Genomic DNA, 22,297 nt, shown 5'->3' with positions numbered 1-22,297 from the left:
TATTTTTATTGGTTTATAGTGTCTTTAGGTGTACTGGTGGGCGGTACTTGTTGTTTGCTGGGAGCTGGGAGTACAACTGTTTTTACTGGTGCTTCGTTCTCTTTTTTATAAGTTGCTTCCGATTTAAAGTCACGCAGCGTAACCGTGCAGATTAAGGGCTGGTTGGTGCCAATTTTTTTGTCATCACCATGGTAACCGTACCCCATATTTGATGGAAAAAGAAAGGTAACTTTCTCGTTTTTACGCATTAGTTTGATGCCGTCTCGCAATCCCATCATAATGTTTTGTTTGTCAACATAATAGATTTGAGGTCTTAGCTCTACTTCAGAATAAATGATGGCTCCCTTTAAATCTTTTATCTCGTAATCAAAAAAGGCTACATCTCCTTTTTTTGGCGTAAGCGTATCCGTTTCATTCCGGGTTTGATAGGTGTACCAATATCCTTTTTTTGAGGCAAGGTATTTTATCTTTGGGTCGCTTTTGATTAAAGCCTCAATTTTATCTTCTTCGGTGGCCACCAGTTTTTTGTTGCGTTGAATTGATTTTTTCATGAAACTTCCCGAAGCTTGCGAAAGTGGTCTGCGCGCCTCCTGATGCTGCTTGCAGCTTGACATAACCAGAATCAAAAAAAAGACCAGTGCAATAGGCGTACTGAATTTTAACATGGATTATACTTTTAGCGTTGTTACTAAATCTTCGAATTTTTTGATAGTTTCTGTCATTGATGTTTCTGATTTCCCTCCGGCTGCATTGCGATGTCCGCCACCATTAAAATGGTCTCTTGCAAATTGATTCACATCAAAATCGCCTTGGGAACGGAATGAAATTTTGATGATTTTTTCTTCTCTATTTTCTATAAAGATAGCTGTGAAAACGATTCCCTTGATGCTTAATCCGTAGTTTACAATACCTTCTGTATCGCCTTTTACATAATCAAACGAATTTAATTCGTCCTGGCTAAGAGTAGTGTAGGCTATTTTATGTTCCGGAAGTACTTTCATGTTTTGGAGCGCTCTTCCTAGTATTTGCAAACGCCCAAAGGAGCTGTTGTCAAATAATAAGCTTGGGATTTCGGTGTTCTCAACGCCTAAATCGATTAATTCAGCCACAATCCTATGGGTTGTTCCAGTTGTTTTTGGAAAACGAAAAGAACCGGAATCGGTTAGGATTCCAGTATAAATGCAGGTTCCGATAGTCTTGTCGATATCTTGTTTTTTTCCAAGGAATAAAATGAAGTTGTACACCATTTCACAAGTTGATCCAAAGGCCGTATCAGAGTAGGTGATCGCGGCATAATCATCCGGTTTTTGATGGTGGTCAATCATGATGAAGGGCGCCTTTAGCTGGGATAAAACCTGCTCCATATCGCCGGTGCGGTGCAAGGCATTAAAATCTAGGGTAAAAATCAGATCGGCCTCTTCAAGGATTTTTGTGCAATTTTGTTTGTCTTTTTCAAATATTTTAATCGTTTCAGAGCCCGGCATCCAAGCCAGAAAATCTGGAAATTCATTGGGAGAAACAACAACGGGATGGTGTTTGTTTTTTAATAAAAAATGATATAAAGCCAGGGTAGAACCCATGGCATCGCCATCAGGGCCTCGGTGTGGGATTATGGCAATCTTTTTAGGAGTTGCTAATAACAACTGTATCGCTTGAATGTCTTGTATTTTCATAGATTGCGAAATTACATTTTTTTACTGTAATGTTGAAATGAATTATACAATTAACAAACTTTTAGAGGGTTATAAAAAGTCGGTGTTTCTTCTTTTTAATTTTTGGTACAAATGGTATTTTGCTCCTTTTACAATTTGGGCGTTGTAAATCCCCACGGAACCGGATGTAAAGTAGGCCAACACACAAGCAATCCCAATAAAAATACCACTTTCAATCCCAAAGAGTTCCATTCCCATGACCGTGCAAGCAATAGGTGTATGGGTGGCTCCGGAAAAAACAGCCACAAACCCCATACCTGCCAAAAGGGCAATTGGCAATGGCACAACCAGCGATAAGGCACTTCCTAAAGTAGCGCCAACAAAAAATAGCGGGGTTACCTCGCCCCCTTTAAATCCTGCTCCCAGCGTAAATCCCGTAAAGAGTATTTTTAGTAGGAAATCATAAGAAGCATTTGGACTCGAAAATGCCTCAATAATCATAGGAACTCCAAGGCCAATGTATTTTGTAGTTCCAATAAAATAGACGGCTAATGCAATGAAACATCCTCCCACAAAAGGGCGAAGAGGCGGAAACGATATGGTTTTAGAAAATAACCGACCCCAAAAATGTGTGCTTCTGGAGAAAAGCATGGCGACCAAGCCAAACAAAATACTCACGAGAACTACCCAGAATAAGGTAATGAAAGTAATTGAAGGGACAAAAGGAATAGCATAATGCGTGTGTTGTACCTGCCAAAGTTCCACGGTGAAATAAGCGATATAGGCAACAAAAAACGATAATAGGATGCTTTTTAAATTGATTTTACTAAAAAAAACAACTTCCAAAGCAAATAAGGCTCCGGCTAAAGGGGTGCCAAAAATGGAAGCAAATCCTGCGCTGATTCCCAGAATGAGGATTGTTTTTCTTTCGGAAACGTCAAGCTGAAATAGTTTTGTGAACTGATCAGCAATGGCACCGCCCATTTGTACTGCTGTTCCTTCACGACCGGCTGAACCGCCAAAAAGATGGGTGATCAAGGTGCCAAAAAGTACCAAAGGCACCATTTTGAATGGAATAATTTGCTGCGGATTTTCGTATTCTTTTAACAATAAATTATTCCCCTTGACGACTGATTCCCCCCAATAGTAATATCCCAGTCCTATTGCCAAGCCGCCTATTGGCAAAAGCCAGATGATCCAGTTGTTGTTGTCTCGGGTTTGGGTTACCCATTCTAATGCTACCAGAAAAAAAGCAGATGCCGATCCGGAAAAAATACCTATTAAAATGCAAATGAAAATCCATTTGAAAAGGAGTGTCGTAATTTTATTCGTTTTTTCTAAACTCATTAGTAGAACAGGCAAAGTGTTTGTGCAAAAGTATTATAATCCGTCTTGAATTAATGATTTTTCAGGGGCTATTGCTGTAAATTCTATTTCAACTAGATATTCAGGACCGACTAATTTGCTGATTTCATAAAAACCAGTGACAGGTTTTATATCTTTAAAAAATTGAGCATGAGCCTTAGCAACGTATTCAAAAGTAGTAATGTCAGTAGTGAAAATTCGGGTTCTGATAACATCTTTCATACTTGCATCCAAGTCTTCAAGGACTTTTTCGACACGTTCTAAAATATTGAGCGTTTGTGCATAGGCGTCATTAGCTTTCACTTTTTTGCCGTCAACCAGTGCGACAGTTCCGGAAACCTCAATAGAGTTGCCAATGCGTACGGCGCGGCAATATCCCATTTTGTCTTCCCATGGCGAGCCTGTCAGTATGTTTTCTCTTTTCATTGTAGTAGTGTTTAAAGGTTGTTTAGTGTTATGGAAGGCGATGCTTTGGTATGGCATACTATTTGCAAGTTATAAAAAAAAGCGAAATAAAATCACCCGTTTTGTAATTAAAATATTCCTTTTATGTACCGGTTTTTTATGGTGTTTGGGTATCCAAAATATAATAAAATCGGAAATTATAAGTTATAAATGAAAGTTAAATTAGTGCTTCATTTTTGATTAAGTACAATAGGTTTTTTATTTTTAAATTTTTACAGGTACAAAAAACCTAATTTTGAAAGTTATGAAAAGGATTTTATTTTTAATGATTACCATCAGCATGTCTCTAAGCGGATATGCCCAAAACGAATTTAGCTCAAAATTTAAAGCCATTCCCCCTAAAAATATAGCACCAAAAATTAAAAAACCAATTCCTCCAAAAGCGAGTGTTCCACCAGTCAAGACACCTAATGTGTTTAAAAATCCGGAGTTATTAAACCCAAAACCAAGTGCTTCAGCTCCTGTAGCGCCGGCAAATAATTTTTCGATGATTCCTAAAAATGAGTTTATTAATCCGGGAGATGTGTATAGAGACAAATGGAATAAAAAAGAAGAAAAAACAGAAGGTTTGGTGTATCGAAAAAACCAAGATTTAGGCAATTTTACCACGGGATCTGTCACAGCAAAAGTAATGTATCGCGATGCGGCCTACGTTGATGGAGATCAGATCAGGGTGTATCTGAACGATAAAGTGATCCAGTACCAAGTGAATCTTGAAAGTAATTTTCAAGGATTTGAAATCGTCTTAGAAAAAGGATTTAACAAGATTGAATTTGAAGCGTTGAACCAGGGATCTTCAGGACCCAATACTGCTGAATTCAAAGTATATAATGATAAAGGAGGTTTGATATCAGGAAGTCAATGGAATCTGGGAACAGGTTTTAAAGCAACCATTATTTTGGTCAAAGAATAGTTGACATAAATCCTGTATTGTAAAAACAAAAAGACCTTTGAAATGAGATTCCAAAGGTCTTTTTTTGTCTTATTTGAAATTTCAGGGTACAATCACTTTGGATTTCGTCAGCCACTAGTTTGATAGCTTTTTTTAAAAAGGATCTGCAGTAACTTGAAATTTCATGTCCGCTTTTATGGAAATATCTTGAGTAATCGCCTCTTTGGTTATCGCTTTTGTTCGTAGTTTAAAACTTGAAGCTTTAACGTATTTGTCTAATTTTGCTGTGGTACAGGTTAAATTCAACGTGTTTGATGTTGCGTTTATATCGTCTAAAAAAGCCAGCTCAATCTCGTCGCTGTCATTTGTTGAAATATAAATATGTATCGATTTTAAAAATGAAAATGATTTGTTAGCAGGATTTGTTACCGTCAATTTCATCTCTTTCAATTTTACATCTTTGACTAATTCGGCATTTGTATTGTTATTTTCAAATGCGGTACTAGAATTAGACGGAACATCTGGAGTAACTAATTCTAAAGCGGTGTTCACTGGAAATCCAGATGGAATGGTAACGGTCGTTTGATTATCTATCGAAAAGGTCAATAAATCATCAATTACATTACATGAAATGATAATAAAGCCAAAAAAGGCAACGACTATAAAATTTTTTGCTTTCATTTTTGCTGTTTTAAGTAGATTATTAGGGCTGCAAATGTACTCTTTTATCTTCTAAACTTAATTTCAGGATAATTCCAAAATGGACTAAAAGGCTAATTCTCTTTTAAAAGATAGGAGAAATTATTTTGGCGATCCAAAATAAAATAAATATTTTAAAATTCGATTTTTCAATTCAAAATATAAAAAGTATTTTTGCACATGCAACACAACGTACTTATTTTAGATTTCGGATCGCAATACACACAACTTATTGCTCGTAGAGTTCGCGAATTAAATATATTCTGCGAAATCTTCCCATACAATCATTTTCCGAGTGATTTATCTTCTTACAAAGCCGTAATCCTTGGTGGTAGCCCTTTTTCTGTTCGAGGAGAAGATGCGCCACATCCTGATTTATCTCAAATTAGAGGGAAATTACCTTTATTAGCCGTTTGTTACGGAGCCCAATATTTATCTCATTTTAGTGGAGGTGAAGTGGCAGCTTCAAATACAAGAGAATATGGTAGAGCTAATTTATCTTTTATAAAAGAGAATGAAGTGTTCTTCGAGGGTGTTTCTGAAAACAGCCAAGTTTGGATGAGCCATAGCGATAGTATCAAAGCATTGCCCACTAATGGAGTAAAACTTGCCAGTACCCACGATGTGGAATTTGCAGCTTACAAAATAGAGGGTGAAACCACGTACGCCATTCAGTACCATCCGGAAGTTTTTCACTCAACCGACGGATCTAAAATGTTGGAGAACTTTTTGGTGAAAATTGCGGAAGTGCCTCAAAATTTTACGCCAAATGCTTTTGTTGAAGAAATGGTGGCTGAATTAAAAGAAAAACTACAAGACGATAAAGTGGTTCTCGGACTTTCTGGAGGAGTAGATTCTACCGTGGCAGCAGTTTTATTACATCAAGCGATTGGTAAAAACCTGTATTGTATTTTTGTGAATAATGGTTTGCTTCGTAAAAATGAGTTCCAGAACGTACTGGATCAGTACAAAGGAATGGGTTTGAACGTAAAAGGAGTCGATGCCGGTGATCGTTTTTTATCTGAATTAGCAGGTGTCAGCGACCCGGAGACCAAACGTAAAATTATAGGACGTGTCTTTATCGAAGTTTTTGATGATGAATCGCACCTTATACAAGATGTAAAATGGTTGGCACAAGGTACTATTTACCCGGATGTTATTGAATCCGTTTCTGTAAAAGGACCATCGGCAACCATAAAATCACACCATAATGTTGGCGGTTTACCGGATTACATGAAACTAAAAATAGTAGAGCCATTGCGCATGCTTTTTAAAGATGAGGTACGCAGAGTAGGGGCTTCTTTAGGAATAGACCCTGAATTATTAGGCAGACATCCTTTTCCAGGACCAGGACTGTCCATCAGAATTTTAGGAGACATTACCCCGGAAAAAGTACAGATTTTACAGGACGTTGATGCTGTTTTTATTGACGGATTAAAATCTTGGGGACTGTACGATAAAGTATGGCAAGCCGGAGCCATTTTACTTCCCGTTAATAGCGTAGGAGTAATGGGAGATGAGCGTACCTATGAGAAAGTAATTGCATTACGTGCTGTAGAATCTACAGATGGTATGACAGCAGATTGGGTACATCTTCCCTATGATTTCCTGATGAAAGTCTCGAATGACATAATCAACAAAGTAAAAGGGGTTAATAGAGTAGTGTATGATATCAGTTCAAAACCGCCGGCAACTATTGAATGGGAATAATACTTTACTATTTAGTCCTTTCTAAGAACAGCTTTTTTTAATGTTCCCATATAAACGGTATCAAATTTTTTAGAATAAAATTTGGTACCGTTCTTGTATTACTAATTTGAATAATTTATAAATGAAAACGATGAAATATTTTTTTGTAATTTGTATGGTGCTGTTGTTGTTCAACCATGATAGTGTTTTTGCACAGGAAAAAAATACAACGCACAAAGTGGCGAAAGGGGAAACAATTAACGAAATTGCTCAAAAATACAAGGTCACTCCATTTGATATATATCAACTAAATCCGGATGCTCAAAGCGCATTGAAACCAAACAGTATTTTGCTGATTCCTAAAAAAGGGGGCAGCCAAAAACCGTTGACTGCGACTACACCAGATGCGAAGGCTATAATTCACGAAGTGACACCAAAAGAAACGCTCTATGGTATCGAAAAAAAATATGAGGTAACGGATGAAGCTTTAAAAGAAGCGAACCCTTTTCTTGAAAACGAGGGCCTCCAAATAGGGCAGACGCTTATTATTCCATCTAAAAATGGGTTAAAAAAAACAGTATCAAATCAGGATAAAGTAGTGTATCATGATGTGCTTCCAAAAGAGACTAAATACTCAATCGCGAAATACTATGGAATTACCATTGCAGAATTAGAGCAGAAAAATCCTGAAATAGTTTCCGGTTTACCCATTGGATATAAATTGCGTATCAAAGGGAATCCCGAAACTTTGGAGCCAAAAGCAGATAAAACGGAAGCAGCGTTTGCGTCCAAAGAAGAAATGGGAGAAAATAATGCACAACCAGCCAAAGTACTCTTTAGTTACCGTTCCTATGTTATAAAACCGAAAGAAACACTGTATAGTTTGTCCCGAATGTTTAATTTGAGTCAGGAGGAATTAATTGCTTTAAACCCCGCTTTATCTCAGGGCGTGACAGAAGGTATGATTTTGAAAGTTCCGTCAGCGACTCCTGTTTTGCAAGAAATTAAAAAAGAATATACCGTATTGTCAAATAATAGCGCAAACAGGAAAAAACTAGTGCTTCTTTTGCCCTTTAATATTGCAAAAATGGAGGTGGATACTGCAAATTCAATCATCACCCGCTTGAAAAACGACAAGTTTTTGAATATGACTTTAGATTTTTATGCAGGTGCATTAATGGCCATAGATTCTGCCAAACAATTGGGTCTTTCTCTTGATGTGAGTATCTATGATTCCCAGGAAACTAAGGATTATTCTAATATAGCAGCATTAATTAAGCGAAATAATTTGGAAGATTCAGATGCTATAATTGGACCATTTTATCAAAGTAACGTCGAGATAACGGCTGAATTACTTCATAAACACCAGGTTCCGGTAATCTCCCCTTTATCAAAAGATGTTGGTAACTCCCTTAGTAATTTATATCAAACCATTCCAACGACCACTGAGGTTAAAAATGCGATGTTCAATTATATGCGAGCCAGAGGAGGCGTTATTATAGCAGTAGTCGATAGGAAAAAAGAATCTGTAATTCAGTTTATAAAAGAAAATCATAAAGACGTTAAATTTGCAACTCTTAATCCAAATGGCAGTGTGTCTCCAGAAAATCTACAGCGTTTATTTGTAAAAGGCAAAATGAATTACGTGGTGATGGAAACCGAAAACACGAGTATGATCAAGGCAACTATGGCCACTATGTTGAGTGCTATGTCTGCGTATCAAGTGCAGTTAGTAATTCTGGAACCAAATGAAACATTAGACACGGACGAAATTAATTTTGTGAATTTGACAAAATTGAAATTAATGTATCCGTCAGTTGCTCGTGAAAATGAAACACCTGAAGCATTAATTTTTGAGAAAGAGTTTAAAAACAGGAATAAAATTACTCCAAGTGCTTATGCAATTCGTGGTTTTGATGTTACTTTTGACACGATGATGCGTTTGTCACAAGATAAGAAATATCAGGAAACAGTAGCCTTTACGGCAACGGAACAAATAGATAATAAGTTTGAATTCTATAAAAAAGAAGATGGTGGGTATACCAATAAAGGAATTTATATTTTATATTATGATACCGATTTAACCATAAAAGAAGCAAAATAATGACATCAATAGTAACGTATTTAGGGGATTTAAGAACCTCTTCTATTCATTTGCAATCCGGGACTGAAATTTTTTCGGATGCTCCTTTAGATAATAATGGGAAAGGAGAAGCTTTTTCTCCAACGGATGCGGTTGCCAATGCTCTGGCAACTTGTATGATGACCATTATGGGAATAAAAGCACGAGATCTCGAAGTGGATTTAAAAGGATCTACCGCTGAGGTGGTCAAAATAATGAAAATGGAACCCAGACGTATTGATGTGATAGCGATTAATTTTGAGATGTACGGAACTGCTGATGTAAAGAATATAACAATACTGGAAAGTGCAGCAATGACCTGTCCTGTATTCCTGAGTCTGCATCCCGAAATCGAGAAACGAATTATTTTTAACTGGAATTAAATAGTCTTAGGAAGCAAGAGACAGGAAACAAAAATGATTATTTCTTCTTGTTTTCCTGTCTCTTGCTTCTTTTTTATTATAAAATGGATCAAAACCAAAAACAACTCATCAAGCTAGCCCATACTAAAATGCCTTTTGGTAAATACGAAGGCTGGTTTCTTATCGATATCCCGGAATACTATATTGTTTGGTATAGCAATAAAGGGTTTCCTAAAGGGGAACTAGGGGAACAACTGAAATTAATTTATGAATTGAAACTCAATGGTCTGGAAGAGTTAATTCGAAATATAAAAAAACGGTACCCAAAACCGATTTAATTTTCAATTTGACAATTTATAATTGTACTTTTGCCACGTTTTTTACACAACTACAATACAAATAACAACAGAATGAATCAAACGAAATATATTTTTGTTACTGGCGGTGTGACTTCTTCTTTAGGGAAAGGAATCATTGCAGCATCTTTGGCAAAATTGTTACAAGCTAGAGGATACCGTACAACCATCCAAAAGTTTGACCCATACATTAATGTAGATCCAGGGACATTAAATCCTTATGAACATGGAGAATGTTATGTGACTGATGATGGTGCCGAAACGGATTTGGATTTAGGGCATTACGAGCGTTTTTTGAATGTTCCTACTTCTCAGGCGAATAATGTGACTACAGGAAGAATTTATCTTTCGGTTATTGAAAAGGAAAGAAGAGGAGAGTTTTTAGGAAAAACAGTACAAGTAGTTCCTCATATCACCAATGAAATCAAGGAAAGAATGCAGTTGCTTGGAAATTCCGGCGATTATGATATTGTCATCACTGAAATTGGGGGTACAGTAGGAGACATTGAATCCTTACCTTACATAGAATCTGTTCGTCAATTAGTTTGGGAATTAGGAGAGCATAATGGGATTGTAATTCACCTTACTCTGGTTCCTTATTTAGCTGCCGCGGGAGAGTTGAAAACAAAACCAACCCAGCATTCCGTAAAAACCTTGATGGAAAGCGGAATAAAAGCAGATATTTTAGTGTGCAGAACGGAACACGAAATTTCTGAAGAATTACGCAATAAACTGGCTTTGTTTTGTAATGTAAAAAGAGAAGCTGTTATTCAGTCTATTGATGCTTCCACGATTTATGAAGTGCCGAATTTAATGCTGGAAGAAGGACTTGATGTTGTGGCGTTAAAAAAATTAGATTTACCTAAAAAAGCGGCTCCGGATTTAAAAAACTGGAATACTTTTTTACGCCGATTAAAAAATCCAAAGCATACCGTGAATATAGGTTTGATAGGAAAATATGTAGAAATGCAGGATTGTTACAAATCTATTTTGGAAGCATTTATCCATGCCGGTGCAGCTAATGAAACAAAGGTAAATGTGATTTCGATTCATTCAGAACACATTGATGCGAATAATATACAGGAAAAATTCTCAGGTTTAGACGGAATTCTGGTTGCTCCAGGTTTTGGAGAAAGAGGAATTGAAGGAAAAATTGCAGCAGTGCAATATGCCCGTGAGAATAAAGTGCCGTTTTTCGGAATTTGTTTGGGGATGCAAATGGCCATCATAGAATATTCAAGAAATATGTTGGGTTATAAAGATGCTAATTCAACTGAAATGAATGAACACACCGCTTATCCGGTAGTAAACCTCATGGAAGAGCAAAAAACTATCACGGATAAGGGCGGAACAATGCGTCTTGGTGCATGGAAATGCGACATCAAAAAAGATACATTAGCCTATAAAATTTACGGAAAAGAAACCATTTCAGAACGCCACCGTCACCGCTATGAGTACAACAGTAAATACGTTGCTCCATTAGAAAATGCCGGATTGATGGCTTCAGGTGTAAACCCTGATACGGGATTGGTAGAAATTATAGAAATAGAAGATCATCCGTTTTTTATTGGCGTGCAATACCATCCGGAATACAAGAGTACGGTTGCAAATCCGCATCCTATTTTTGTGAATTTTGTGGCAGCAGCCGTTCAGGCAAAGAAAAAATAACTAAAAACGATTGGGTTTCAGTAAACCTAAAATTTATAACTTTTTTTAATTATAATGGAACAAAAAAAATTTGACCTCAATTCGATCATAGGTTTTGTATTAATTTTTGGTATTTTGATTTTTATCATGTATCAAAATCAACCTGATGAGAAAGTAATTGCCGCTGAAAAAGCACAAAAAGAATTGGTGATTCAGGAAGCTAAAGCGAAAGAGTTAGAAGCTAAAACGGTTGCAAAAGCAACAATTGAGGTTGCTGCAACCGGAGATTCAACTCAACTGGCGCAGTTGCAAAAAACCTTAGGGAATTTTGCCTATTCTGCAACATTACCTTCAGCAAAAGCAGGCTTTACAACTATTGAAAACGAATTGGTTATGCTAAAAATAGCCAATAAAGGAGGCTATATTGTGGAGGCTACTTTGAAAAAATTTGAAAAATTCAAGAAAGGTTCAGGACAATTAGTGCAATTGATCAAAGACAATAATGCCAATTTAAATGTACAATTGCTGACTAGTGATAACCGTACTTTAAATTCAAAAGACTTGTATTTTGAACCGACCTTGACAAAAGTTGGAGCAGATCAAATATTATCCATGAAATTGAAAGCGGGAGCTAATGAATTCTTGGAATACAAATACGTGTTGAAACCAAACGAATATATGATTGGTTTTGACATTCGTTCCCAAGGGTTGAATAAAGTATTGAATACCGCCAAACCAGTAGATTTAGAGTGGGATTTAAAAACCTACAGAAATGAGAAAAGTGTTTCTTATGAAAATCGCTACACTGAAATCTATTTTGAACACGAAGACGGGAAAATTGATTATGCCGGTTTAGGTCAAACAGAAGAATCTGACTTGGATAAAGCTACTTTTATCGCTTACAAACAGCACTTTTTCTCTACGATTCTATTAACAAAAACCCCTTTTGAAACGGCTAAATTAAAGTCAACTAATTTAGTTCTGGATGACAAAGTGGATACTACTTTTACAAAACAATTTAATGCTAACATCCCATTAGCATTTACTAATGGCGAATTAGATCACAAAATGAGTTGGTATTTTGGTCCAACAGATTATAAGACATTACACTCATACGATCAAAATCTGGAAAAAATTATTTCACTGGGTTGGGGAATTTTTGGGTGGATAAATAAGTTTATCTTTATTCCATTATTTGCCTTTTTAAGTTCTTATATTTCTTATGGAATTGCGATAATTATTTTTACAATTTTGATAAAAATAGCAATGTCGCCGATTACTTTTAAATCGTTCTTGTCACAGGCTAAGATGAAAGTATTGCGTCCTGAAATAACAGAATTGGGTGAAAAATTCAAAAAAGACCCTATGAAGAAACAACAGGAAACAATGAAGTTGTATAACAAAGCGGGAGTAAATCCTATGGCAGGTTGTATTCCAGCATTGATTCAGCTGCCATTTATGTATGCTTCGTTTCAGTTTTTCCCATCGGCATTTGAGTTAAGACAAAAAAGTTTCCTTTGGGCGGATGATTTATCGTCTTTTGATGAAGTAATCCGTTTGCCTTTCTATATTCCGTTTTACGGAAATCACATCAGTTTGTTTCCTATTCTGGCTTCGATTGCTATTTTCTTTTACATGAAAATGACTTCTGGAGACCAGCAAATGGCTGCTCCGCAGCAAGAAGGAATGCCGGATATGGCAAAAATGATGAAAATTATGATATACGTGTCGCCAATCATGATGTTGTTTTTCTTTAATAGTTATGGTGCGGGATTGAGTTTGTATAACTTTATTTCGAATTTGATTACCATTGGAATTATGATTGTCATCAAACGATACTTTATCGATAGTGATAAGATTCATACTCAAATTCAAGAGAATAAATTGAAAGAGCCCAAAAAGCAAGGTAAATTCCAGAAAAAACTGCAAGAAGTGATGGAACAAGCCGAAGCTCAAAAAGCACAACAAAAGAAAAAATAATGCATAAAAAAAGCTCTCAAATATTGAGAGCTTTTTTATTAGATTAATTTAAGTGACCTGAATTCGGTACTAAAAAAAGTAATTATGAAAACATATTACAAAAAAAGAATATTGGTTTTGATGTTTTTGAATGTGTTTTTTCTTTATGCACAAACTGATTTTAATGTATTAGATGCAAAAGGGAAAAAACACGGAGTTTGGAAAGGGGTACATGAAACCTCAAAACGACCTCGATATGAAGGAACTTTTGAGCACGGAAAAGAAATTGGTATTTTTAATTTTTTTGATGATACCAGAGCAAAATCGCTAATTGCAACTCGAGAATTTAATCCAAAAGACAATGCAGCGTTTACTATTTTTTACGACCAAAACAAGAATAAAGTAAGTGAAGGAAAAGTGATCAATAAAGTATTTGAGGGTCAATGGAACTATTACCATTTGGCCTCAAAAAATATAATGACAACGGAACACTATAGTAAAGGAAAACTTGAAGGTTTGCGTACCGTATTTTATTTAAGTGGAAAAATTGCCGAAGAAATCAATTATATAAATAATTTAAAAAATGGCTTTTATAAAAAATATACTGAAAAAGGAATCGTGTTGGAAGAGTCTGTTTTCAAGAACGACCTTTATAACGGTTTAGCAATCTTTAGAGATTCCAACGGGAATACAGTCTCTAAAGGACACTTTGTAAATGGAAAGAAAGCGGGTATATGGCAGTTTTTTGAAAAAGGAAAAGTAGTCAAAGAAATCAATATGAGCTTTACAGAAAATGCCACAAAATCAAAAAATAATTAACGGTATCGTTAGCCATTACTGTTGTAAATCTTTTTGTAACTTTGCACCCTTATAAAATTTTAATTTTTTGAAGATGAAGCGTGTAGTTGTAGGACTTTCCGGAGGAGTAGATTCAAGTGTTGCTGCTTATTTGTTGCAGCAACAAGGGTATGAAGTTATTGGTCTTTTTATGAAGAATTGGCATGACGATTCAGTCACTATTTCTAATGAATGCCCATGGCTGGAGGACAGTAATGATGCATTGTTAGTTGCCGAAAAACTTGGAATTCCATTTCAAACAGTAGATTTAAGTGTTGAATACCAAGAAAAAATCGTAGACTACATGTTCAATGAATATGAAAAAGGACGTACTCCAAATCCCGATGTGCTTTGTAATCGGGAAATAAAATTTGAAGTTTTCATGAAAATTGCTTTGAGTCTTGGTGCTGATTATGTTGCAACGGGGCATTATTGTCAAAAAAGTGAAATCAAAGTGAATGGCGAAACCGTGTATCAACTTAAAGCCGGTGCTGATACCAATAAAGATCAATCCTATTTCTTGTGTCAATTATCCCAAGAGCAATTAGCAAAATCCTTATTTCCTATTGGCGAATTAACTAAACCGGAAGTACGTGAAATTGCTGCCCAAATGGAGTTGATAACTGCCGAAAAGAAAGACTCACAAGGCTTGTGTTTTATTGGAAAAGTGCGTTTGCCTGAATTTTTACAACAAAAATTGCAACCCAAAGACGGAATTATTATCCAAATAGATAAAAATGATCCTGTTTACAGTGCTGAAAATCATGTAGGCCTAAGTGTAGAAGCGGATTTAAAATCAGCAGCAAGAAAAATTCCGTACACGCCACAAATGGGGAAAATAGTGGGGAAACATCAAGGGGCTCATTATTTTACTATTGGACAACGAAAAGGATTAAATGTAGGAGGCACAACGGATCCCTTGTTTATTATAGCCACGAATGTAGAAACCAATACGATATATACCGGATTATCAAGTCAACATCCCGGATTATTCAAGAAAGCATTGCGTATTGAAAAAGAAGAAGTACATTGGATTCGTAAAGATTTGGCTTTGGCCAATGGAGGAACGATGGAGGTGATGGCAAGAATACGCTACAGGCAACCGTTGCAAAGGGCTACTTTGCATCAGTTTGAAAATGAAATGTACGTGGACTTTAACGAACCGCAGTCGGCAATAACCGAAGGACAATTTGCCGCGTGGTATTTAGGGGATGAATTAGTTGGTTCAGGAGTTATTTCTTAGTTTAGTACTTTATTTTAGTATGATTTCAAGAAAAACCGTAGTTTCAATTGCCATTTAATTTCATTGGAAGCTATATCTTTATATCTTAACAATATAGTTACCTATGAGAAAATTCTATTTATTCTTTTTTCTATTCATTGCTACTGTGGGTTTTTCACAACAGGATGCTTGGGTGTATTTTAATGCCAAGCCCAATTCTCAATTCTATGTTGATTCACCACTGGAAATGCTTTCTCAAAGAGCATTGGACAGAAGATCCAATCAAAATATTGCCTTAGATTTTAAAGATATTCCGGTAGAAGCCTCCTATGTTAATCAAGTAAAATCTACATCGGGAATTACTGTTATGGCAAAATCTAAATGGATGAATGCCATTCATGTTAGAGGAGAACAGGTGGCGATACAGTCATTAGCCCTATTTTCTTTTGTAGATAAAGTTGATTTTGCAGACAAATCGTTAAATCAAAAAGATAAAACCGCAAAATCAATTAAGGTAAAAAAAGAGAACAAGACTAGTAAAACCAAAATTGATTACGCTTACGGATCTTCTTCAACTCAAATACGGATGCTCAATGGGCACCTGTTGCATCAGCAGAATTATACTGGATCAGGAAAAATAATTGCCGTTATGGATGCCGGATTTCCGGGTGTAAATACCATACTTCCTTTTGAAAGATTAAGAAATAACAGTCAGATTTTAGGAGGTTATAATTTTGTATTACGAAATCCAAATTTTTATACCGGTTCTTTTCATGGAACTTCTGTACTTTCTACAATGGGCGGTTATAAAGAAAATGCTCTTGTAGGAACGGCACCGGATGCCTCTTATTATTTATTTATTACGGAAGACGATACTTTTGAAAATCCTGTGGAAGAATCACTTTGGGTTGAAGCAACAGAAAAAGCAGATAGTTTAGGGGTCGATATTATTAACACCTCTTTGGGTTATTTTGATTTTGAGAATCAGGCCTACAATCATACGTATGCCGAAATGAATGGCACAACTGCATTTATGTCTCGAGGAGCTGAAATTGCATTTAGCCGAGGAATGGTTTTAGTGACATCGGCCGGTAATTCAGGAAGTTCCTCAAATCCTCATATTGCTGTTCCGGCAGATGCTGTTTCAGTAATTGCAGTTGGTGCAGTAAATTCCTCTGAAGTAATAACTTCTTTCAGTTCAATAGGTCCTTCTTTTGACGGAAGAATAAAACCGGATGTAATGGCACAAGGACAAGCAGCAGTAGTTTCAGATGCAGCTGGAAATATTGTAACGGCAAGCGGAACTTCTTTTTCCAGTCCAATTATGGCAGGAATGGTAGCGTGTTTGTGGCAGGCATTTCCTAAAAAAACTAATAGGGAAATTAGAGAATTAGTACTCAAATCATCCGATAAATTTTCAGTACCAAATAATCAGTACGGATATGGAATCCCCGATTTTAATTTGGCGCTAAGCAATCAATTGTCCATAGCTTCTTTTTCGAAAGATGATTTTATTATTTATCCCAATCCGACAAGCGATTTTGTTTCGGTTTCTTTACCTTCAAAATTTGAAATGGGTACCGTTTTTATTTATACTCTTTTAGGCCAAAAAATTTTAGAACAAAAAGTAACTCCTCAATCCGCAACTATTTCCTTAAAAACATTGGAGAAAGGAATGTACTTTTATAAAATGGAATCCGTTGGTTTTTCTAAAACGGGAAAAATAATGAAACAATAATACAGTAGGAGCACATGAACAAAATTACAGCCCTTTTCAAAATAAAATACCCAATCATTCAAGGTGGAATGATTTGGAACAGCGGATATAAATTAGCAAGTGCCGTCAGTAATGCCGGAGGTTTAGGATTAATTGGAGCAGGCTCCATGTATCCTGAAGTTTTGAGAGAACACATTCAGAAATGTAAAAAAGCGACTTCAAAACCTTTTGGAGTAAATGTTCCTATGTTGTATCCAAACATTGAAGAAATAATGAAAATTATTGTTGAAGAAGAAGTAAAAATTGTTTTTACATCAGCAGGAAACCCTAAAACGTGGACTTCATATTTAAAAAAAAATGGCATAACGGTAGTGCATGTAGTCAGCAGTTCTGTATTTGCGTTAAAAGCACAAGATGCGGGTGTCGATGCCGTTGTTGCCGAAGGTTTTGAAGCTGGAGGACATAATGGGAGAGAAGAAACTACGACCCTTGCGTTGATCCCTATGGTTAAAGAAAAAATAAAGATTCCGTTGATTGCTGCCGGCGGAATTGCCACAGGCCATGCAATGTTAGCCGTAATGGTTCTTGGTGCAGATGGCGTTCAGGTTGGAAGCAGATTTGCAGCGTCTATCGAATCATCCGCTCATGATAATTTTAAGGAAATCATCGTAAAGGTGAAGGAAGGCGATACACAATTGACTTTAAAAGAACTGGCTCCGGTACGATTGATTAAAAATAAATTCTATCAAGACGTACAGCATTTGTATGAAAGTGGCCCTACAAAAGAGGAAATTGTTACCTTATTAGGAAGAGCTAGAGCAAAACGCGGGATGTTTGAGGGTGATGTAATTGAAGGAGAATTAGAAATTGGTCAAATAGCAGGTATTATTCACGCAATAAAGCCAGCGGGAGAAATTGTTCAGGAAATGATATCCGATTTTGAATTGGCAAAAATGGAAGTGTTGAATTTCAATTTTTAAACAATGACAAAGACAAAAATATACAAGATATTGTTTTTTTTGGTCATAGGGTTGCATACTTCTTATGGACAAAGCTATACGTTTAAAACATCAGGATTTAGTGTTTTAGAAAAAAAAGAAAAAGGGGATAAGTGGTCAGATTTACAGCTGGTCAATCTCCGTGTTACTTTGGATACGGATAAAAACAGGATTGTAGTTTATTCTCAAATCATTCAATTATTTGAAATAATCGAGTATCAACCCATCGAAGAAAATGAGACTGATATTGTGTATTCATTTACCTGTAAAGACAATGAAGGGGTCGATTGTACCGTCTCAATCATAACCAGAAAAAAACAAAATAACAGGAAACAGCTCTATATCAATTATGACAATCGGATAATAGTTTATAATATTTTCAATATGTAAATAGTGAATTATCGTATTAGATTTTGTTCCTTTAAAGCTTTTCGATGTCTTTGATGAAACCATCATATTCTAAATAAAATAATTCTACAGCATTCATCTTTTCGTTGTAAAAATCAAAGATTTCATTCCAATAGTTTTTATTGCTAACTCCCACACCCAGTTTTTCAACCCAAATGCGGCTAATTGTTTTTCCGCTTTCCAGAGTGTAGTCTTTTTCAAAAATCAAATCTTTGATAAATTCTTCTTCAAGAATGTTTTTTAACGCTTCGAATTTTTCAAAATAAGCCATTCTTTTTTCGTCACTTCGATGTTCAATATCTATTAAAACTTGCGCTTTTTTATTGTCTACGTAAAATTTAAAGGAGAAATCTTTAATCTTAGTATCATATAAGACCCATTTTCTGGGATATTTTTCTGCAAATGCAATCCAGAATTCTCGCTTTAATCTTTGGGTCTCTTCTTTACTGTACATTTTAGGGGCTTTTTGATCCTGGAAAATTTGCTCAAGCACATTTTCTAAACTATATTTATATTAAATTTCAGTGTACAAAAATAGACTTTGATTATGGATTTTCAAGAATTTTTACGGTTTGTTCCTAAATTAATTAATGCTGGGCTTCCTGCATTTGACGCACATATCAAAATGGCGCCACTAGAGCGATTGGAAAGCTTGAAAAAGAGTACTATAGAGGCTGAAAATCCAAGAATAGCAGCAGTGATGATGCTTTTTTATCCTAAAAAGGACAGTGCTCATTTCGTTTTAATTGTGAGGAACTCGTATAAAGGAGTTCATTCAGCACAAATTGCATTTCCAGGAGGCAAGTATGAATTACAGGATGGGAATTATGCAATTACAGCCTTACGTGAAACACATGAAGAAGTAGGGATCCATCCAGATAAAATTGAAATTATTAAACCATTTACTCAAATTTATATTCCGCCAAGTAATTTTATGGTGTATCCTTTTTTGGGAATTAGTAAAGAAGAACTTGTATTTGTACTGGAACCTGCTGAAGTAGCCAGTATTATCGAAATACCGTTGTCAACTTTTTTAAGCGATGCAATTGTAATTGAAGCAAAATTGTCAACTTCTTATGCGAATGATATAAATGTACCGGCTTTCAAAATTGAAGAACACATTATTTGGGGAGCTACAGCGATGATATTGAGCGAATTGAAAGATGTGTTAAAGGAAGTTTTACGCTAAAATAGTTTTGTTTAGGAATTGAAAAGAGCAATTAATTGGCTGTCATGTTCAATTTTTTTCTGTGTACTTCAGTACTCAACTTCAAATATAATTTTCGTAAGTTTGTATTTAGAATTTAAAAAAACACACACAATTTTATGGGATTATTTAAGAGAAATCCTTTTGGTCATGTATTATTTATAAAAAAATGGTTAATTCGGATTTTTGGTGTCGTGACTCACAGACGCTATAGAGGATTCAATGAATTGCAAATTGAAGGGTCAGAAATTATCAGAAATTTACCGGACACTAACGTGCTGTTTATTTCCAATCATCAAACTTATTTTGCAGATGTAGTAGCTATGTTTCATGTTTTTAACGCAAGTTTGAGCGGACGAGAAGATACTATTAAGAATGTCTGCTATCTGTGGCAACCCAAAATGAATATTTATTATGTTGCTGCCAAAGAAACCATGCAGGCGGGATTGTTACCAAGAATTATGGCGTATGCCGGAGCAATTTCTGTAGAGCGGACTTGGCGTGCTAAAGGAGTTGATGTCCAGGAGAAAAAAGAAATTAACCCGGATGATACTGAAAACATAAAAACAGCCTTAAATGACGGATGGGTAATTACTTTTCCGCAAGGAACAACAAAATCTTTTAAACCAGTTCGTAAAGGAACGGCCCATATTATCAAACAACACAGGCCTATTGTGGTGCCTATTGTTATAGATGGTTTTCGTCGTTCATTTGATAAAAAAGGGTTTCGGATGAAAAAGAAAGGAATTCTGCAATCGTTCATTATCAAAGAGCCCTTAGATATTGATTATGACAATGATACAGTTGATGAGATAGTCGAAAAAGTAGAATTTGCTATTGAGCAGCATCCTTCGTTCCTTAAAGTTATTCCTGCTGAAGATATTAAAGAGCAAGAAGAGTTGAATAAATTTAGAAAATGGGAATATTAAAAAAAGAGGCAAAAGCCTCTTTTTTTATAAATCAATTTTCTTTAATTCTGCATAATTTCTATTCAATTTTTTTAGTAAAATTCCATAAATCAATTGATAAAACAGCCATACCATACCTACTAAAATAAGGATAAACAATAGCATAAGAATACAAGTAAAAAATATTCTTACTCCATCGTCATTGGTCGTTGCAGACTTAATTTGAATTTCATAGGATAGTAAAAGTACAGCAACAAAAAACACAAGTAACAAATTATATCCTATGTAGTATCGGACTGTTTTCCGGGTATTTAAAATGCATTCCATCAGTTTTTTAGTATTCGAAGTGACTGAAATAGAACGATAATTTTTATAGAATAAGTACATGAAGAATAATGCTACACTGTAACTTAAATAATCTAATACAGTTATGGAAATTTCAATGGATTCAGATTTACTTATTTTATCATCAGGCAGCAAAAAACTTAAAGTGTTTAACACTATAAATTCAATGATGCTAATAATAAATATCCATTTCACAATCGAAGACGATTTTCTATGAATCATTTTGTAAATCTCGGTTTCGGATACTTGCGCAAAAGAATTATCATTCTTCTGCCAGTCTTTTTTTAATAAATCCAGCTCTTTCATATTCCTTACGGATTTAATATTTTTTTTAATTTCCCTTTTATTCTATTCATTTTTACCCGGGCATTTACCTCGCTAATTCCTAATGTTTCTGATATTTCCTGATAATCCTTATCTTCCAGATACATAAATATCAATGCTTTTTCAATATCATTCAGCTGGTAAACCGCTTTGTACATTAATTTTAATTGCTCCTCTTCTTCATAATCATATTCCACGTCATTCAGGAAATGTTGTCGTCCTTCAAATTCTATGGTGTTTATGGATCGTTTTGTTTTTCGGTATAAAGTAATTGCTGTATTTAAAGCAACTCGATACGCCCAAGTAGAAAATTTGCTGTCACCTCTGAATTTTGGAAAAGCCTTCCACAGCTGAATCGTAATTTCCTGAAACAAATCCTTGTGTGCATCATCGCCATTAGTATACAACCTACAAATCTTGTGGATTATATTCTGATTTTCTTGCAACTGCATTACAAAAGAATGTTCTAAATTATCACTCATATATACGTTAGTAAGTCAATAGTGGTTTTTGTTACAAAGTAGTGCTTTTTTTTTGAAGCACAACAGTGTTCCTTTTTTGATACTATTCGTTTTGCAGTGCTTTTGCGTCATTTATCTTCTAAAAGTATGGAGAGAATATATTGATAGGTACTCCTTATATATAAGGTATCGTGCAAATAGTTCTTTTTGATGATGTTTACCGAAATGATTTAGCATGATTTCTGTTTGAAAAGAAAGAGTTAAACCGGATTTTTTGTTCGAATGCTAGTTAGGGATGCTATCTTGAATACGCAAAGTGAATTGCTGAGTGCAATAAAGCATGAATTTTTAAAGATTTAATAAACAGGAAAGGCAATTTTACACTAGTTAAGGCTGCAGAACCCCTAAAATTTGTAGATAAAGTCATCCTTTCTTTTGAATCTAGATGTGGAGAAGAAAAAACTTTGATCTTCAAAAAACGAGATATCAGCTAGTTAAAGAAAAAGTTAAGAAAAGGTCAAAAAAAAGGGATTAAAAAGCTTGTAAAAGCGAATAAAGGGTGTAGTTTTGCACCCGCAATGGCGCAGAAGTTCTTTAAAATACTGGCAAGTTACTTAGATCAAAAGGAAAATTTATTTTCAAAAAAAGATTTGATAAAGCTT

General features: G+C 35.3%; 22 protein-coding genes. 14 read left to right on the top strand and 8 right to left on the bottom strand.

Going from position 1 to position 22,297, the window contains the following annotated elements:
* Window positions 1-5 precede the first annotated feature (5 nt).
* From gldI to EKL95_RS00095, 4 genes are all read right to left on the bottom strand, one after another.
* Entirely contained in the window at window positions 6-665 is a 660-nt protein-coding gene (gene gldI, locus EKL95_RS00110) for a gliding motility-associated peptidyl-prolyl isomerase GldI (RefSeq protein WP_126563296.1), read from the bottom strand.
* A gap of 3 nt (window positions 666-668) precedes the next feature.
* Entirely contained in the window at window positions 669-1,673 is a 1,005-nt protein-coding gene (locus EKL95_RS00105; RefSeq protein ID WP_126563295.1) for a DHH family phosphoesterase, read from the bottom strand.
* A 69-nt stretch (window positions 1,674-1,742) separates the two neighbouring features.
* Window positions 1,743-2,999 (bottom strand): voltage-gated chloride channel family protein, encoded by a 1,257-nt coding sequence (locus tag EKL95_RS00100; protein WP_126563294.1) that lies wholly within the window; start codon window positions 2,997-2,999, stop codon window positions 1,743-1,745.
* A gap of 33 nt (window positions 3,000-3,032) precedes the next feature.
* Window positions 3,033-3,443 (bottom strand): RidA family protein, encoded by a 411-nt coding sequence (locus EKL95_RS00095; RefSeq protein ID WP_126463247.1) that lies wholly within the window; start codon window positions 3,441-3,443, stop codon window positions 3,033-3,035.
* 283 nt (window positions 3,444-3,726) lie between these two features.
* On the opposite strand from EKL95_RS00095, the gene EKL95_RS00090 reads away from it, so the two are divergent.
* The gene (locus EKL95_RS00090; protein WP_126563293.1) at window positions 3,727-4,395 is read left to right on the top strand and encodes a hypothetical protein; all 669 of its coding nucleotides are present in this window, start codon (window positions 3,727-3,729) and stop codon (window positions 4,393-4,395) included.
* A gap of 132 nt (window positions 4,396-4,527) precedes the next feature.
* On the opposite strand, the gene EKL95_RS00085 is transcribed toward EKL95_RS00090, so the two are convergent.
* Window positions 4,528-5,055, bottom strand: a complete 528-nt coding sequence (locus EKL95_RS00085) for a hypothetical protein (RefSeq protein WP_126563292.1) — start codon at window positions 5,053-5,055, stop codon at window positions 4,528-4,530.
* Between the two features lie 198 nt (window positions 5,056-5,253).
* Here EKL95_RS00085 and guaA point away from each other — a divergent pair, with 198 nt between their 5' ends.
* From guaA to EKL95_RS00030, 11 genes are all read left to right on the top strand, one after another.
* The gene (gene guaA, locus EKL95_RS00080) at window positions 5,254-6,783 is read left to right on the top strand and encodes a glutamine-hydrolyzing GMP synthase (protein ID WP_126456084.1); all 1,530 of its coding nucleotides are present in this window, start codon (window positions 5,254-5,256) and stop codon (window positions 6,781-6,783) included.
* A gap of 130 nt (window positions 6,784-6,913) precedes the next feature.
* The gene (locus EKL95_RS00075) at window positions 6,914-8,866 is read left to right on the top strand and encodes a LysM peptidoglycan-binding domain-containing protein (RefSeq protein WP_126563291.1); all 1,953 of its coding nucleotides are present in this window, start codon (window positions 6,914-6,916) and stop codon (window positions 8,864-8,866) included.
* Complete coding sequence (locus EKL95_RS00070) at window positions 8,866-9,267, top strand: OsmC family protein (protein ID WP_126561696.1); 402 nt, start codon at window positions 8,866-8,868, stop codon at window positions 9,265-9,267. Before EKL95_RS00075 ends, EKL95_RS00070 begins: the two co-directional genes overlap by 1 nt.
* An 83-nt stretch (window positions 9,268-9,350) precedes the next feature.
* Window positions 9,351-9,584, top strand: a complete 234-nt coding sequence (locus EKL95_RS00065) for a DUF3820 family protein (protein ID WP_066082415.1) — start codon at window positions 9,351-9,353, stop codon at window positions 9,582-9,584.
* 72 nt (window positions 9,585-9,656) lie between these two features.
* Window positions 9,657-11,270, top strand: coding sequence for a CTP synthase (locus EKL95_RS00060; protein WP_126556181.1), 1,614 nt, complete (start codon window positions 9,657-9,659; stop codon window positions 11,268-11,270).
* Between the two features lie 54 nt (window positions 11,271-11,324).
* Window positions 11,325-13,229, top strand: a complete 1,905-nt coding sequence (yidC, locus tag EKL95_RS00055) for a membrane protein insertase YidC (RefSeq protein WP_126563290.1) — start codon at window positions 11,325-11,327, stop codon at window positions 13,227-13,229.
* Between the two features lie 84 nt (window positions 13,230-13,313).
* Window positions 13,314-14,027, top strand: coding sequence for a toxin-antitoxin system YwqK family antitoxin (locus EKL95_RS00050; RefSeq protein ID WP_233589353.1), 714 nt, complete (start codon window positions 13,314-13,316; stop codon window positions 14,025-14,027).
* A 73-nt stretch (window positions 14,028-14,100) separates the two neighbouring features.
* Window positions 14,101-15,288 carry a tRNA 2-thiouridine(34) synthase MnmA gene (gene mnmA / locus EKL95_RS00045; protein WP_126456348.1) on the top strand — a complete coding sequence of 396 codons (1,188 nt, stop codon included), beginning with the start codon at window positions 14,101-14,103 and terminating at the stop codon, window positions 15,286-15,288.
* Window positions 15,289-15,391: 103 nt separating this feature from the next.
* Complete coding sequence (locus EKL95_RS00040; protein ID WP_126563289.1) at window positions 15,392-17,005, top strand: S8 family peptidase; 1,614 nt, start codon at window positions 15,392-15,394, stop codon at window positions 17,003-17,005.
* A 14-nt stretch (window positions 17,006-17,019) separates the two neighbouring features.
* Window positions 17,020-17,964: an NAD(P)H-dependent flavin oxidoreductase gene (locus tag EKL95_RS00035; RefSeq protein WP_126563288.1), complete on the top strand. Its 945-nt coding sequence runs from the start codon at window positions 17,020-17,022 to the stop codon at window positions 17,962-17,964.
* Between the two features lie 3 nt (window positions 17,965-17,967).
* Window positions 17,968-18,372: a hypothetical protein gene (locus tag EKL95_RS00030; protein ID WP_126556195.1), complete on the top strand. Its 405-nt coding sequence runs from the start codon at window positions 17,968-17,970 to the stop codon at window positions 18,370-18,372.
* A gap of 31 nt (window positions 18,373-18,403) precedes the next feature.
* Here the strand turns inward: EKL95_RS00030 and EKL95_RS00025 are convergent, their stop codons facing one another.
* Window positions 18,404-18,844 carry a DUF4268 domain-containing protein gene (locus tag EKL95_RS00025; RefSeq protein WP_126456341.1) on the bottom strand — a complete coding sequence of 147 codons (441 nt, stop codon included), beginning with the start codon at window positions 18,842-18,844 and terminating at the stop codon, window positions 18,404-18,406.
* 93 nt (window positions 18,845-18,937) lie between these two features.
* Here EKL95_RS00025 and EKL95_RS00020 point away from each other — a divergent pair, with 93 nt between their 5' ends.
* Window positions 18,938-19,579: an NUDIX hydrolase gene (locus EKL95_RS00020; RefSeq protein ID WP_126563287.1), complete on the top strand. Its 642-nt coding sequence runs from the start codon at window positions 18,938-18,940 to the stop codon at window positions 19,577-19,579.
* Window positions 19,580-19,716: 137 nt separating this feature from the next.
* Window positions 19,717-20,526: a lysophospholipid acyltransferase family protein gene (locus EKL95_RS00015; protein ID WP_126563286.1), complete on the top strand. Its 810-nt coding sequence runs from the start codon at window positions 19,717-19,719 to the stop codon at window positions 20,524-20,526.
* Window positions 20,527-20,550: 24 nt separating this feature from the next.
* Here EKL95_RS00015 and EKL95_RS00010 read toward each other — a convergent pair whose 3' ends face one another.
* Together EKL95_RS00010 and EKL95_RS00005 are read right to left on the bottom strand one after the other, a co-directional pair.
* Window positions 20,551-21,156, bottom strand: a complete 606-nt coding sequence (locus EKL95_RS00010) for a hypothetical protein (protein WP_126563285.1) — start codon at window positions 21,154-21,156, stop codon at window positions 20,551-20,553.
* Window positions 21,157-21,161: 5 nt separating this feature from the next.
* Entirely contained in the window at window positions 21,162-21,656 is a 495-nt protein-coding gene (locus tag EKL95_RS00005; RefSeq protein ID WP_126463278.1) for an RNA polymerase sigma factor, read from the bottom strand.
* Window positions 21,657-22,297: the final 641 nt, after the last annotated feature.

Origin of the sequence: Flavobacterium sp. LB2P53, from assembly GCF_003970305.1 — a bacterium.
Lineage (GTDB): Bacteria > Bacteroidota > Bacteroidia > Flavobacteriales > Flavobacteriaceae > Flavobacterium.
The sequence above is the reverse complement of the archived record's forward strand: the minus strand, read 5'-3'. Positions and strand labels throughout refer to the sequence as shown.

Bases quoted from the DNA above. Each gene is read 5' to 3' on its own strand.
- gldI (WP_126563296.1), bottom strand. From the start codon at position 665: ATGTTAAAATTCAGTACGCCTATTGCACTGGTCTTTTTTTTGATTCTG.
- EKL95_RS00105 (WP_126563295.1), bottom strand. From the start codon at position 1,673: ATGAAAATACAAGACATTCAAGCGATACAGTTGTTATTAGCAACTCCT.
- EKL95_RS00100 (WP_126563294.1), bottom strand. From the start codon at position 2,999: ATGAGTTTAGAAAAAACGAATAAAATTACGACACTCCTTTTCAAATGG.
- EKL95_RS00095 (WP_126463247.1), bottom strand. From the start codon at position 3,443: ATGAAAAGAGAAAACATACTGACAGGCTCGCCATGGGAAGACAAAATG.
- EKL95_RS00090 (WP_126563293.1), top strand. From the start codon at position 3,727: ATGAAAAGGATTTTATTTTTAATGATTACCATCAGCATGTCTCTAAGC.
- EKL95_RS00085 (WP_126563292.1), bottom strand. From the start codon at position 5,055: ATGAAAGCAAAAAATTTTATAGTCGTTGCCTTTTTTGGCTTTATTATC.
- guaA (WP_126456084.1), top strand. From the start codon at position 5,254: ATGCAACACAACGTACTTATTTTAGATTTCGGATCGCAATACACACAA.
- EKL95_RS00075 (WP_126563291.1), top strand. From the start codon at position 6,914: ATGAAATATTTTTTTGTAATTTGTATGGTGCTGTTGTTGTTCAACCAT.
- EKL95_RS00070 (WP_126561696.1), top strand. From the start codon at position 8,866: ATGACATCAATAGTAACGTATTTAGGGGATTTAAGAACCTCTTCTATT.
- EKL95_RS00065 (WP_066082415.1), top strand. From the start codon at position 9,351: ATGGATCAAAACCAAAAACAACTCATCAAGCTAGCCCATACTAAAATG.
- EKL95_RS00060 (WP_126556181.1), top strand. From the start codon at position 9,657: ATGAATCAAACGAAATATATTTTTGTTACTGGCGGTGTGACTTCTTCT.
- yidC (WP_126563290.1), top strand. From the start codon at position 11,325: ATGGAACAAAAAAAATTTGACCTCAATTCGATCATAGGTTTTGTATTA.
- EKL95_RS00050 (WP_233589353.1), top strand. From the start codon at position 13,314: ATGAAAACATATTACAAAAAAAGAATATTGGTTTTGATGTTTTTGAAT.
- mnmA (WP_126456348.1), top strand. From the start codon at position 14,101: ATGAAGCGTGTAGTTGTAGGACTTTCCGGAGGAGTAGATTCAAGTGTT.
- EKL95_RS00040 (WP_126563289.1), top strand. From the start codon at position 15,392: ATGAGAAAATTCTATTTATTCTTTTTTCTATTCATTGCTACTGTGGGT.
- EKL95_RS00035 (WP_126563288.1), top strand. From the start codon at position 17,020: ATGAACAAAATTACAGCCCTTTTCAAAATAAAATACCCAATCATTCAA.
- EKL95_RS00030 (WP_126556195.1), top strand. From the start codon at position 17,968: ATGACAAAGACAAAAATATACAAGATATTGTTTTTTTTGGTCATAGGG.
- EKL95_RS00025 (WP_126456341.1), bottom strand. From the start codon at position 18,844: ATGTACAGTAAAGAAGAGACCCAAAGATTAAAGCGAGAATTCTGGATT.
- EKL95_RS00020 (WP_126563287.1), top strand. From the start codon at position 18,938: ATGGATTTTCAAGAATTTTTACGGTTTGTTCCTAAATTAATTAATGCT.
- EKL95_RS00015 (WP_126563286.1), top strand. From the start codon at position 19,717: ATGGGATTATTTAAGAGAAATCCTTTTGGTCATGTATTATTTATAAAA.
- EKL95_RS00010 (WP_126563285.1), bottom strand. From the start codon at position 21,156: ATGAAAGAGCTGGATTTATTAAAAAAAGACTGGCAGAAGAATGATAAT.
- EKL95_RS00005 (WP_126463278.1), bottom strand. From the start codon at position 21,656: ATGAGTGATAATTTAGAACATTCTTTTGTAATGCAGTTGCAAGAAAAT.